12 protein-coding genes are annotated in these 13233 nt (G+C 48.0%); 4 read left to right on the top strand and 8 right to left on the bottom strand.

Annotation, left to right across the window (positions count from 1 at the left end; all coding sequences use genetic code 11):
• Positions 1-69: 69 nt before the first annotated feature.
• The 3 genes from ACUZ8J_RS04290 to tkt form a co-directional block, all read right to left on the bottom strand.
• Positions 70-1245 carry a phosphoglycerate kinase gene (locus ACUZ8J_RS04290; protein WP_446693171.1) on the bottom strand — a complete coding sequence of 392 codons (1176 nt, stop codon included), beginning with the start codon at positions 1243-1245 and terminating at the stop codon, positions 70-72.
• Positions 1246-1378: 133 nt separating this feature from the next.
• Entirely contained in the window at positions 1379-2395 is a 1017-nt protein-coding gene (epd, locus tag ACUZ8J_RS04285) for an erythrose-4-phosphate dehydrogenase (protein ID WP_089067058.1), read from the bottom strand.
• 128 nt (positions 2396-2523) lie between these two features.
• Positions 2524-4518, bottom strand: coding sequence for a transketolase (tkt, locus tag ACUZ8J_RS04280; RefSeq protein WP_446693170.1), 1995 nt, complete (start codon positions 4516-4518; stop codon positions 2524-2526).
• A gap of 478 nt (positions 4519-4996) precedes the next feature.
• Between tkt and metK the strand changes: the two genes are divergently transcribed.
• Together metK and ACUZ8J_RS04270 are read left to right on the top strand one after the other, a co-directional pair.
• On the top strand, positions 4997-6148 hold the full coding sequence (gene metK / locus ACUZ8J_RS04275; protein WP_011621567.1) for a methionine adenosyltransferase: 1152 nt from the start codon (positions 4997-4999) through the stop codon (positions 6146-6148).
• 130 nt (positions 6149-6278) lie between these two features.
• Positions 6279-6728, top strand: a complete 450-nt coding sequence (locus tag ACUZ8J_RS04270) for a hypothetical protein (protein WP_446693169.1) — start codon at positions 6279-6281, stop codon at positions 6726-6728.
• Between the two features lie 6 nt (positions 6729-6734).
• Here ACUZ8J_RS04270 and ACUZ8J_RS04265 read toward each other — a convergent pair whose 3' ends face one another.
• The 3 genes from ACUZ8J_RS04265 to ACUZ8J_RS04255 all read right to left on the bottom strand — a co-directional run bounded on the left by ACUZ8J_RS04265 (position 6735) and on the right by ACUZ8J_RS04255 (position 9750).
• Complete coding sequence (locus ACUZ8J_RS04265; RefSeq protein ID WP_279775478.1) at positions 6735-7076, bottom strand: hypothetical protein; 342 nt, start codon at positions 7074-7076, stop codon at positions 6735-6737.
• Positions 7069-9084, bottom strand: a complete 2016-nt coding sequence (locus tag ACUZ8J_RS04260; protein WP_446693168.1) for an EAL domain-containing protein — start codon at positions 9082-9084, stop codon at positions 7069-7071. The genes ACUZ8J_RS04265 and ACUZ8J_RS04260 overlap by 8 nt, the downstream gene beginning before the upstream one ends.
• A gap of 117 nt (positions 9085-9201) precedes the next feature.
• The gene (locus tag ACUZ8J_RS04255) at positions 9202-9750 is read right to left on the bottom strand and encodes an N-acetyltransferase family protein (RefSeq protein WP_446693167.1); all 549 of its coding nucleotides are present in this window, start codon (positions 9748-9750) and stop codon (positions 9202-9204) included.
• A gap of 173 nt (positions 9751-9923) precedes the next feature.
• On the opposite strand from ACUZ8J_RS04255, the gene ACUZ8J_RS04250 reads away from it, so the two are divergent.
• Positions 9924-10937: a GGDEF domain-containing protein gene (locus ACUZ8J_RS04250; RefSeq protein WP_446693166.1), complete on the top strand. Its 1014-nt coding sequence runs from the start codon at positions 9924-9926 to the stop codon at positions 10935-10937.
• 34 nt (positions 10938-10971) lie between these two features.
• On the opposite strand, the gene ACUZ8J_RS04245 is transcribed toward ACUZ8J_RS04250, so the two are convergent.
• Positions 10972-11226 (bottom strand): hypothetical protein, encoded by a 255-nt coding sequence (locus ACUZ8J_RS04245; protein WP_089067051.1) that lies wholly within the window; start codon positions 11224-11226, stop codon positions 10972-10974.
• A gap of 69 nt (positions 11227-11295) precedes the next feature.
• Between ACUZ8J_RS04245 and ACUZ8J_RS04240 the strand changes: the two genes are divergently transcribed.
• A complete protein-coding gene (locus ACUZ8J_RS04240) occupies positions 11296-11712 on the top strand; it encodes an META domain-containing protein (protein WP_011621560.1) in 417 nt (138 codons plus the stop codon).
• Positions 11713-11767: 55 nt separating this feature from the next.
• On the opposite strand, the gene ACUZ8J_RS04235 is transcribed toward ACUZ8J_RS04240, so the two are convergent.
• Positions 11768-13090, bottom strand: coding sequence for a dicarboxylate/amino acid:cation symporter (locus tag ACUZ8J_RS04235; RefSeq protein WP_089067050.1), 1323 nt, complete (start codon positions 13088-13090; stop codon positions 11768-11770).
• Between the last annotated feature and the right edge of the window lie 143 nt (positions 13091-13233).

Raw genomic sequence — 13233 nt, 5'->3', positions numbered from 1 at the left:
TATAATTTTTTATCAAGCTTTAGTGCCATCGCAGCGCCCTGCCGCGATGGCGCAATACCTAACTCAATATTAGGCACCGCGTTGTTTTAGCATAGCTACAGCCGGTAACTCTTTACCTTCTAAAAACTCAAGGAAAGCGCCACCGCCAGTAGAAATGTAAGAGACTTTATCGGCGATATCATACTTGTCGACCGCCGCTAAGGTGTCACCACCGCCCGCGATAGAGAAGGCTTTAGAATCAGCGATAGCTTGTGCGATACGCTTAGTGCCTTCACCGAATTGGTCGAATTCGAACACGCCCACAGGGCCGTTCCATACGATAGTGCCAGCAGACTCGATGATTTTCGCTAAGGCTTCGGCGCTGTCGGGACCGATGTCGAAAATCATGTCGCTATCGCCTACTTCGTTGACCGCTTTTAAGGTCGCAGTAGCTGTAGGGCTAAACTCACCCGCAACAACTACATCGGTAGGCACAGGAATGTCGCCACCGCGGCTTTGGGCGTTCGCCACTAAGCGCTTAGCTTCATCAATTAAATCCGCTTCGTATAAGGATTTACCTACATTGTGGCCCGCCGCAGCGATAAAGGTGTTGGCGATACCACCGCCAACGACTAACTGGTCCACAATACCAGATAAGCTTTCTAATACAGTCAGCTTAGTCGACACTTTAGAACCGCCAACGATGGCCACTAATGGGCGTGCTGGGTTGTCTAAGGCTTTACCTAACGCTTCTAATTCTTGTGCTAATAATGGGCCAGCACAGGCGATAGGAGCGTGTAAGCCAACACCATTAGTTGACGCTTCTGCGCGGTGAGCGGTGCCGAAGGCATCCATCACATACACATCACATAGGGCCGCCATTTTCTTTGACAGGGCTTCGTCGTTTTTCTTCTCGCCTTTGTTAAAGCGAACGTTTTCAAACACAACCACTTCGCCTACCGCGGCGTCAACGCCGTCTAAATAGTCGGTCGCTAAACGCACTGGACAAGACAGCGCTTTGGCCAAGTAATCGACCACAGGTTGCATGGAGAATTCGCTGTTGTATTCACCTTCGGTTGGACGACCTAAGTGAGACATCACCATTACCGCTGCGCCTTTGGCAAGGGCTAATTCGATAGTGGGAAGAGAGGCGCGCAGACGTGCATCACTGGTGACCACGCCGTTGCTGACTGGCACATTGAGATCTTCACGAATAAGCACTCGCTTACCTTGGAGATCTAAATCTGACATATTGATAATTGCCATGGTAACGCTTCCTTTTATAATCAAAAAAACAAACTGGTTTTTGCATCAATCGGTTAGCTTAGATAGCTACTCGGCACTCGACATCCCGTCGAATTGGCCACTAGGCTTAACCCATTGGTATAAATTCTTATCTTCAGCTTTGTTTAGCTGCAATCATCGCCAAACTGGTATCTAGCATACGATTTGCAAAGCCCCACTCGTTATCGCACCACAGCAACAGTTTAACCAACTGCCCTGCGCTCACCCGAGTTTGGGTGCCATCGACAATACTTGAGCGCGGATCATGGTTAAAATCACAGGATACGAGCGGCTCATCAGTATAGCCTAAGATACCGTTAAATCGTCCATTGGCGGCCAATTCTAACACTTGATTGACGGTCGCAATATCCACTGTTTTATCTAATGTTACCGAAAGATCGATAGCGGTAACGTTGATCGTGGGAACACGCACCGAAATCGCCTCAAACTTGTCTTTCATGTGCGGCAAAATCCGCTCGATACCGCGGGCAAGTTTAGTGTCGACAGGGATGATGGACTGGCCCGCAGCTCGGGTACGGCGTAAGTCATCATGATAAGCATCAATCACTTGCTGATCGTTCATCGCCGAATGGATAGTCGTAATCGCACCACTTTTCACACCAAAGTGTTTATCCAGTACATCGATAACGGGCACGATACAGTTGGTCGTACAAGAGGCGTTGGAGACCACGGTATGCTCGGCGCGCAGTAAGTCTTGGTTCACACCGTAAACGATAGTGCCGTCAACATCGGCAGAAGAAGGGTGACTGATTAAGACCTGTTTGGCGCCTGCGTGGATATGGGCCTCGCAGCTGTTGCGATCTAAGATGGCACCGGTCGCTTCATAGACGATGTCGATGTCCATTTCGTGCCAAGGCAACTTAGCTGGATCCGGTTCATGGAGAATTTTGATGACGTCATCGCCGATCAGCATCTGATCATCGACTAATTTGACTCTGGGCTGAAACCGACCGTGGGTAGTGTCGTACTGGGTCAGATGGATGATGGCTTCGGGCTTAGCCAACTCGTTGATTGCGACAATTTGTATTTGCTGACGTTTTCCGGACTCATATAAAGCGCGAAGGATTGAGCGGCCAATACGACCATAACCATTGATTGCGACTCGGATCATTGAGGTCTTTATTTCCTCTTAACAATACTGCATATACAAAAACGGCCTGCAAACGATTGCAGGCCGCATTATACAGATTAACCTTTCAAAAGTTTAACCTTTTGTCGGTAATCTCATCACCTAAGCGATTAGCCTAGTGATTTTGCAGCATTCAGCACATTTTCAACGGTGAAACCGAAGTGCTTCAGCAGCACGTTGCCCGGCGCAGACTCACCAAAAGTGGTCATGCCAACAACAGTGCCTTCGAAACCAACATATTTGTACCAGAAGTCAGTATGGGCCGCTTCGATAGCGATGCGTTTAGTCACAGCTTTTGGCAGTACAGATTCTTTGTAAGCAGCATCTTGCTTATCAAACTCAGTGTTTGATGGCATAGAAACAACGCGAACTTGTTTGCCTTGTTCGGTCAGCGCAGCAGCCGCTTCTACCGCTAATTGCACTTCACTACCGGTCGCAATCAGGATGTACTCAGGCGTACCAGCACAGTCTTGCAGTACGTAAGCGCCTTTTGCCACATTCGCTAACTGCTCAGCAGTACGTGCTTGAGCCTTCAGGTTTTGACGGCTGAATACTAGCGATGTTGGTGCATGACGACGTTCGATAGCCGCTTTCCAAGCCACTGCGGTTTCAGCCGCATCACATGGGCGCCATACCGCCATATTTGGCGTCATACGCAGGTTAGCTAATTGCTCAACAGGTTGGTGAGTTGGACCATCTTCACCTTGACCGATAGAGTCATGGGTGTAAACGAAGATATTTTGAATGCCCATCAGCGCAGACATACGTACTGCGTTACGTGCGTATTCCATAAACATCATGAAAGTCGCGCCGTAGTTGATGAAACCACCGTGGAGTGACACACCGTTCATGATGCCGCTCATACCGAACTCACGCACACCGTAGTACACGTAGTTACCCGCTGGATCTTCTTGAATACCTTTAGAACCTGCCCACAGGGTCAGGTTAGAACCCGCTAAGTCAGCACTGCCACCTAACAGTTCAGGCAGAACCGCACCGAAGGCTGCAATCGCGTTTTGTGATGCTTTACGGCTCGCAATGCCTTCGCCTTTCGCTTGGCATTCTTGGATAAAGGCTTGTGCTTTGGCTTCGAAATCTGCTGGTAATTCACCTTTCAGAACACGGCGCTCGTATTCGGCAGCCAGTTCTGGGTAAGCTTTCGCGTAAGCGGCAAACTTGTCGTTCCATGCTGCTTCACGGGCGTTACCGGCTTCTTTAGCATCCCAACCTGCGTATACGTCGGCAGGGATTTCGAATGGCGCATGTGGCCAGCCTAAGAATTCACGGGCCGCTGCGATTTCCGCATCACCTAATGGTGCGCCGTGGCAATCGTGGCTACCAGATTTGTTTGGTGAACCAAAACCGATAATGGTTTTGCAGCAGATCATGGTTGGCTTGTCGGTCACCGCTTTTGCCGCTTCGATAGCCGCGCGAATCGCATCGCTATCGTGACCATCAACGTTAGCAATCACATGCCAGCCGTATGATTCGAAACGTTTTGGCGTGTCATCGGTAAACCAGCCTTCAACATGACCGTCGATAGAGATGCCGTTGTCATCCCAAAATGCGATCAGTTTGCCTAGGCCTAAAGTGCCAGCCAGAGAACAAGCTTCGTGAGAAATACCTTCCATCAAGCAACCATCGCCGAGGAAGCAGTATGTGTAGTGGTCAACAATCTCGTGACCTTCACGGTTAAACTGTGCCGCTAAGGTTTTTTCTGCAATCGCCATACCCACAGCGTTGCTGATCCCCGCCCCTAATGGGCCAGTGGTGGTTTCAACACCTGGGGTGTAACCGTATTCTGGGTGACCCGGAGTTTTTGAATGTAACTGACGGAATTGCTTCAGTTCATCGATAGGCAGGTCGTAGCCAGTCAGGTGTAATAAAGAGTAGATCAGCATAGATCCGTGACCGTTAGAGAGGATAAAACGATCTCTATCTACCCATTTCGGATTGTTCGGATTGTGCTTAAGGAAATCATTCCACAGCACTTCAGCAATATCTGCCATGCCCATTGGGGCGCCAGGGTGGCCTGAGTTTGCTTTTTGAACTGCATCCATACTTAACGCACGGATTGCGTTGGCGAGTACTTTACGGGAAGACATGCTCTCTCCTGCTTAATTTGTGGGGTCTAGCGGGCAATTTGGATGCATATTTTCCCCTACATAGCGAAGCGACGCAAACGAAAATTGCATTCCACTGTCCAGTCTGGTGGATTACACCTTTGAAGGTTTAGGCTAATTCATCTTAAAACACATTAAATATATTTGTAATACAATAATTCAAATATGTTATATCCTTTGTCACATTGAGTCCCATAGCAATCAGGCTATAACCTTGGTTTGAGCTTAGCTCAGCGATAACTTGCCCAACTCATCCAAGGCAAAACCACATACCACTATCAATTCATTGAGTTAGAGCAGAAACTCCAGCGCCACAAACTCTATCCGATTTGGGGCTTACCTCACTTTACACACAAATATTTAGTTTAGGGGGTGTCAACCAAGGGAAATTCCACTAAAATAGCCGTCTAGATGTAGATGCTTCTACACGTTTGATTGCTAACGACGAGATTTTCCTACTATGGCAAAGCACTTGTTTACTTCTGAGTCAGTCTCAGAAGGTCATCCCGATAAGATTGCAGATCAGATTTCTGATGCTGTGCTAGATGCGATTCTGGCCCAAGATCCTAAAGCACGTGTTGCGTGCGAAACATATGTCAAAACTGGCATGGTATTAGTAGGTGGCGAAGTGACCACCTCTGCCTGGGTTGATATTGAAGAGCTGACCCGTAAAACGGTTCGTGAAATTGGTTATGTCCATTCAGATATGGGCTTCGATGCCGATTCTTGCGCAGTATTAAATGCGATTGGTAAACAGTCTCCAGACATCAACCAAGGTGTCGACCGTGCCGATCCAAAAGAACAAGGTGCCGGTGACCAAGGTTTAATGTTTGGTTATGCCAGCAACGAAACCGACATTCTGATGCCAGCGCCTATCACTTATGCCCACGCATTAGTGAAGCGTCAATCTGAAGTACGTAAAGATGGCACTCTGCCATGGTTACGCCCAGATGCGAAAAGCCAAGTCACCTTCGCTTACGAAGACAACAAGATTGTTGGTATCGATGCAATCGTACTGTCTACTCAGCACAGCCCTGACATCGCCCAAGCGGATCTGATCGAAGGCGTGATGGAAACCATCATCAAGCCAGTTCTGCCAGCACAATGGCTGAACAAAGACACTAAATACTTCATCAACCCAACAGGCCGTTTCGTTATCGGTGGTCCAATGGGTGACTGTGGTTTAACCGGTCGTAAGATCATCGTAGATACCTACGGTGGTATGGCGCGTCACGGTGGTGGTGCTTTCTCTGGTAAAGACCCATCAAAAGTTGACCGTAGTGCGGCCTACGCTGCCCGTTACGTCGCGAAAAACATCGTAGCTGCGGGTCTGGCTGACCGTTGTGAGATCCAAGTGTCTTACGCTATCGGTGTGGCTGAACCTACGTCTATCAGCGTTGAGACTTTCGGTACTGGTAAAGTGTCTGAAGAAGTCTTAATCAAGTTAGTCCGTCAACACTTCGACCTGCGCCCATACGGCCTGACTGAAATGTTGAACTTGGCTCGCCCAATCTATCAAGCAACCGCCGCTTATGGTCACTTTGGCCGTAACGAGTTCCCATGGGAAGCGACGGATAAAGCTGACGCACTGCGCGCCGATGCAGGTCTATAATCTGCATTAAGCTCACGCTTTCGCACAAAAAAAACCGCCTGAGGGCGGTTTTTTTATGCTTAGGATGTATTGCCTAACTCCATTCCTCTCAGCAAGATGGCTTTCACTCTAGGCAAAAGACAGAGACTCAATGAAGCCGTTAATCGCACAACTCCAATCCTGTTCTTGGGCGAGCAAGGTGGGCCATCACGAGCCCATGGCCAACACCTTAGGCAACTTAGAAGACATAGCCACTTGCCTTGAAAGGGATCCTGACCGTTTTTTCGAACCGACCTACACTGAGCCCTATGAAAGCTTATGTGTTAGCGACCATCAACAAGCCGACAGATTAAAACCCCAAGTCTCTAGCGAAATCGTCGCTCAAATCGCGAAAACCGCCTATCTGGAAACGTGGAAAATAATGCCCGTTGCCGAGATTTGCGCGCTAGTCGCAGATGATGCCGATACCTTAGCCACCTTATTGTTAGCCGAAGTCACGCTATGTGACTTCACACAAGAACGTTTAGCTTGGTACTTGCAGGGACGGCTTCCTTTTGGCTATCAAGGTAATTACCCAACGGGGAAATGGTTAATCCTGTGATCCGGATTAACAGTGGTCAAAGTGGGCGTTTTGCATACACAATAGGTTGATCTGCGCGGCGGATAACAGTGCACAGTCTTGCACGTTGATTATCCTTGCGCCCTTAACGGCCTCAGGCGTTAAACGGACGATAGCCGCGCTGTAGGCATTGGTTCTGCCACAATCGAGCCAACAATCTTCAATCTGCAGCCAATAATGGGGGCGACTGTTGTCGCAATCGACTTCAAATCCACGGGCTTCACATTGCTGCAACGCACACTCGGATAGCAAGACTCTCAAATTATCCCAAGCCGATAAGTTCGCATTGGCGTATGTCGTCAGCAGGGTACTGACTAAGTTATCAGTCACTATTTCTCTCCAACCAGAAGGCTTTGGCCTCTGGGCCTGGCATCGCCTTGGCGTATAACCAGCCCTGCACATAACCCACACCCGCCGCTTTAACAAACTCGGCCTCTGTGGTGGTTTCAACCCCTTCGGCAATCAAACTAAAACCTAAGCTATTACAAAGCTTACAAATTTGCAGATACAAGGTCCGCCCTTTTGGCTCACTGGTATTGGCCAGAATACTGCGGTCGAGCTTAATACCATCCACATTGATCCGACTCAGCAGACTTAAGCTAGAAAACCCCGTACCGAAGTCATCTAAGAAGAAAGTAAAGCCATGCTGCTTAAGCTGACGCATGCTGCTATCGATGCGATTCAAATCCAACATAAAGGCCGATTCTAACATCTCAATTTCGACTCGGTTGGCAACACTGCCTAATCTTTCGTGCAGCGTCGCTAGCAACTGAGGATCGGTAATATTGTTTGGGTCGATATTGATGCTCACTTTAGGGAAAAAGCCTTCTAATTCCCAGCGGGCCAAATCCTCTGCGACCGTATTAATCACAAAGCGGTCGATGATATGGGAATAGCCTGCACGCTGAAAGGCATCAATAAAGTAAGGCCCCTTCAAGTTGCCATGTTCATCCTTCAACCGAATAAGCGCCTCAAATCCCACCACATGGTCACTGCTGAGGGCAATTTTAGGCTGATAATGCAGCTGTAACTCCCCTGCCAAGACTTCCTTAATGGTCTTCTCGAGGTTTAATTCAGCTTTCAGTGATTCGGACTGCTGCTGTGAGTAATGCTGCTCACTCATGCGGTCGATATCCGCTTGAAACTGCACGCGTTTGATTAACTCACTATCAAACTCATAGTGCTCAGACATCAAGGAGAAACGCCTTACAAAGGGAAGATAAACCAATACTCCAAGTCCGATTAATAACACTTGGAACAACACCGCGCTGATATGGCCGCTGGCAATGTAAGCGTTGAGCAGTGGCGGCGTGATCCAAGGAAAGCTCTGCCCCTCAAAGCTTAAGATCCCAACATTTATGGCACTGTAAGCTAGGATAAAATTAATCAGTGGCGACAGAATAAACGGCACTAATAAACGTGGGTTAAAGATAATGGGGAGGCCGTAAATCAGGATCTCATTGATGTTAAAAATCGCAAAGGGCGTGGCAATTTTAGCAATATGCCGAGTGGCACTGTCTTTAGCACCGATAAAAATGGCAATGATCAAGGATAGCGTCGCACCACTGCCACCATAGAGAATAAACAAGTCCATAAACTGGCTCGCAGTCAGGTGCGGCACCAATTCCACTAAGCCATTATCGACACCGATCAACAGCAGATAGGCATTATCGCCATGCACCCCAAAACACCAAAGCACATGAGTGATTAGGATCCGCATAAACAATTGCACCCCAAGACTCGCCTGCTGCAGTGCATCGATGAATGGGGCAAACAACCATTCTAAAAAGATAGAGGCTTCAGCAACAATGGCGAACAGGCCAATAAAACCAATCACTAATGGGAAGAATAAGTTTAAGTGTTGCTTTAAGTAACGGCTAAGCGCCTTAGCCTTAATAAACTTTAGCCCTTCCCACGCCGTCAAAAATCGTAATAAATAGGCCGAAATAATCGGTAAAACGGCAATGCGTGGGTCTGCCAAAATGGCGCGCACATAATCGAGATTAAATACATTCCCCGTATCTTGGGCATTAATAGCGAGCAAGAGACTCAGCGACAACGAACACACCACAATCGCCGACAGCTGCAAATATTTAGCAAAATGGAAGGACAGGGAAATTAATGCCAGCAGCGGAAAAATCTTTAAAAGTTGTGCCGAAAAAAAACTGATCCCCTGATGAAATGCAGAGCCCTGCCAAGTCGGCATGCCGATGTCGAGTAACGCAATAATCAGCGAGAGAAATGAATTAATTAAAATAAAAGGCAGTAACGCGATAAAGGACTCACGTATCGAGATCAGAAAGCTTCTATCGAGAAATTGGCGTAGCTCAAACTTCATAGCGCTATTTTTATAGATTGGTATGCACTAACCATAGTCGATACTCAGTATTCCTCATAACGATATGGGTTAAATACTGAGTTTCCAGGCAAGAACAAGCCTCATATTGCATGCCGATTAAGCTTGAGTCCGCGCCACCATCAAATAATAATCTCTTGCTGAAACCGTAAAAAAGTCAGCCACCTGCATTGCAGCCTTTTGGGTGTGGGCGGCAAAGGAACGCTCGTTTTCCTCCGCGATAAAGGTCACCGCATAGGCAAAATGAGGGGCAATTTGCTGATAAATCCCCTTCACTAAGGCCGCAAAAATCCCCTGTCCTCGGTAATGTTGATCAATCCAAATCGGGCCATATTGGCAACTGTTCTGCTGCGTTAATCTAGGGCCATCCCACTCTGCCTTAGCCAAGCGGTTGAGGAGTGTGCGGTACATAGGCCAAGTGGTGAAAAACGCCCAGCGCCCGGCAATCACATAACCGATAATTCGCCCTTTATCCTCGGCCACCACCACCCAATGCCGAGTGACTAATTCGGTCAGCTCACTACGGGTGAATGTTTGCCCCTCCAACCCCATCGCCGAAGACGCCAGTTCATCATTGAGAAAGGTTCTTTCTAATACAACTAAGGAATCAATATCTTGCGTCGTAGCTGGACGTATATTCACTGTCATTATCTTCACTCAATTTGGTGAGCAATCTGGTTGGCGGTGCGCCAGTATACAGGAGTCACCAATCATCCCAATAATAGATGCACAAAAAATGGTGTTTTTTTAGCCCATTGATTTGCAAATTATCCTGTTGTTTTCCAAACTTAAGGCATATTTTTTGCCCATTAGGCGCCACCATGTTGCCCGAAACCATCAACCCCAATGTCAGCCTACTCGATAGCGATCACCAGCAAGTCAATCTCGGTCGCTGGATGCACCAATGTGAGTTGATTAAAAGCTACTACAGCGCCACCAGCGTGTTTGTGCTGCAAATGACTCAGTCCGGGTTTGAAGTGATTGTCAGTTCGGTGAGTGAAACACCGCTGTTTACCTCAGGCACTTTGTTTGCGAGTGACTTCCCCCTGTTTGAACAACTTAAACATAGCCCTGCGGAAGGGGATTATCTTAATCTCGGCCGTTTTATGCTCGATGAATTGCCACGGGATTTTGATGGTATTCAACATATTCTCTCCCGCCCTATCGCTTGGCCCGACGGCGGTCAGTTTGGTTCGCTGTGCGTGTTAAATCCCCATATGGTCGATCCTTTAAACAATAGCGCCATGCTGGAGCCCTTCCAAATTCTGCTGCAGCAGGAATTGTCTCTGCTATGTCAAAACCATCGAATCGAATCGCTGTCGATGCGCGATCAAGAAACCGGCATGCTCAACCATTATGGCTTTATGATGATGGCGCCAAGACAGCTGAATCTCGGCCGCCGTTTTGGCGCCCATGCGGGGATTCTTTTTTTCGAGTTGATTGAAGCAGACATCTCAGAAAACAGCTTAGAAGAGAAACACCACAGGCTGCTGGGCAATTTGGTCCAAGATACCATTCGCACCGCCGATGTGGCCGCCCATTTCAGCGCAACCCAGTTTGTGGTGTTAGCCTTTGTCGATAGTGAGCGCGATATATTGCACATTATGAAACGGGTCGAAAAACAATTAGAGCAGCAAAATCACCATCTCAAGCTCGATGCCAGTTACAGCTTTTTTACCCCCGAATCGACGGCCAAGTTAGCGCCCATGATGGAGGACGCCCGCAGCAAACTCAAATCCATGCAGCCCGAGCCTGAACCAACGCCAGCGAATCAAGCGCCCAAGTTCGATGCCAAACTGTACGATAATCCCGCCGCCGACTCGGCCGAACTCTAGTTTTTATGCAGGCAATTAGTCTTTATGCAGACAATTAGTCTTTATGCTTAGGCAATTCGTTTTTAGTCAGCTCATCCTGACGCTTCGCCCATTGGATAAAGAGTACCACGGGATAGGGAGACATCAGCACCAACCCTAAACCTATGAGACTTGAGATCAATAACATACCGCTGATTTCTAGACTCCATTGGGTCAACATATAGATCCCAAGTCCACAAACTAACATCAAAACACCTAACCAATGTAAAAACTTCAATAAATTCATAGTGCTTTTAATGGTATCTGTCATATAAACCTCTTTTTATCTCCCGCTAAACTTGTACACTATGGTCATGAATACGGAAAAGGAACTGAGACAATGTTAAAACAAACATTTCTATTAAGCGCATTACTTTTTGGTTTAACCGCATGTCAGAGCACAGACGTTGCCAATCAGGACACAGTGCCATTACAGGGAAGCTGGCATATTGAAGCCGTTCAAGGGCAACCCACAGTGGATTACAGCCCTGCGCAAATCACCTTCGCCGATGAAGGTAAACTCTCTGGCAATAACAGCTGCAACAACTTCTTTGGCCAATATAGCCAACAGGGACAGGAGCTAAAAATCATTCCTGGCGGCAGCACGATGAAGGCCTGCGTCGATGCGCTGATGCAACAGGAGCATAAAGTGATGCAAGCCCTGCCGTTAGTCGCTAAGGCCAAGTTAGTGCAAGGTCGTTTAACTCTGCTTAGCAGCGATGATAAGCCCGTCCTCGTCCTAAGCCAGCTTAAATAAGCTCGCTTCGATAATAAAAAACCGCCTAGTTGGCGGTTTTTTATTATTCGATGAATTAACTTTTCGTCGCGGCGTTTTCACTCGCGGCATTTTGCTCGGCAATCATAGCGCTCTGCACCATGTCGGCATTGTAATGTTCAACATCCAGCTCATCTTCTGACTTAGCAATCACAGTCGTCGCCACTAAGTCACCAGAAACGTTTACGACAGTGCGCGCCATATCGAGAATACGGTCAATCCCCGCAATCAAGGCCACACCTTCTAAGGGTAAGCCCACGGTCGAAAGCACTAAGGTCAACATCACTAAGCCTGCGCCCGGCACACCTGCGGTGCCGATTGAGGCTAAGGTCGCGGTTAAAATAATCGTTAGATAGTCGACCCAAGTTAAATCGATACCAAAGGCCTGCGCCACAAACAGCGCGGTCACGCCTTGATACAAGGCCGTACCATCCATATTGATGGTGGTGCCTAAGGGCAGCACAAAACTAGAGATCTTCTTATTTACCCCGAGATATTCGCTCGCACATTTCATGCTGGCAGGTAAGGTACCCGCCGAACTTGAGGTGGTAAATGCCACCGCCATCGCATTGCTGATCCCCTTGAAAAAATGCAGTGGATTCAGCTTGGCAAATAGGCGCAGCACTATGCTGTAGAAGCCTAACACGTGGATAATACAGCCAATATATACGGCAATAATTACTTTAATCAGCGGCCACAGCATATCGATGCCATACTCGCCCGCGACCCATGCCATCAGACCAAATACCCCATAAGGAGCAAGCTTCATCACCATGTCTGTAAGCTTGTACATGGCCTCGGCAAGGCTTTCAAATACCTTAATCGCAGGCTTTCCATGGTCGCCAATCAAGACCAAGGCAATCCCAAGCGCAACGGCAAACACAATGACTTGCAGGATTTGGCCACTCGCCAAAGCGGCAACGGGGTTGGTAGGGACAATATCAATCAGGGTTTGCATCACCGAAGGCACTTCTTTCGCCGTTTGCACCGCTTCGTGTTGCAGTAAAGGCACGCCCGCACCGGGTTGCACTACATAGCCCACGGCTAAACCTAGGCTGATCGCAATCGCAGTGGTGCAAAGGTAAAACGCAAAGGATTTAAAACCAATTCGGCCCATTTTGGCGGTGTCTTCCATTGAGGTCACACCGACAATCAATGAACAAAACACTAAAGGCACAATCAGCATCTTGATGGTATTCACAAACAGGGTTCCAATAGGTTTCAGGTATGAAGCCTGCTCACCTAAGCTGACGCCCACCGCAATCCCCAACACCATACCAACGAAAATTTGCAGCCACAGGGGCACTGACATCCAGGAAGACCAGATCCGGCCTAGGGCTGATGACCTATGTTTTGACATGTTTATAACCTTGAGTTTGAAATGATGATAGGGCTGAGCCTTATCCTTGGCGGGACTAACTTAAATTAGCCAGCCGCCGAGTCTAACATAAGGGATAAAATTCTAAGGATGATCTATATCACGTTGATGCCAACCGCTGCAAA

This window comes from Shewanella sp. Koi 1, from assembly GCF_052907445.1.
This window is presented reverse-complemented; position numbering and strand designations above follow the sequence as displayed.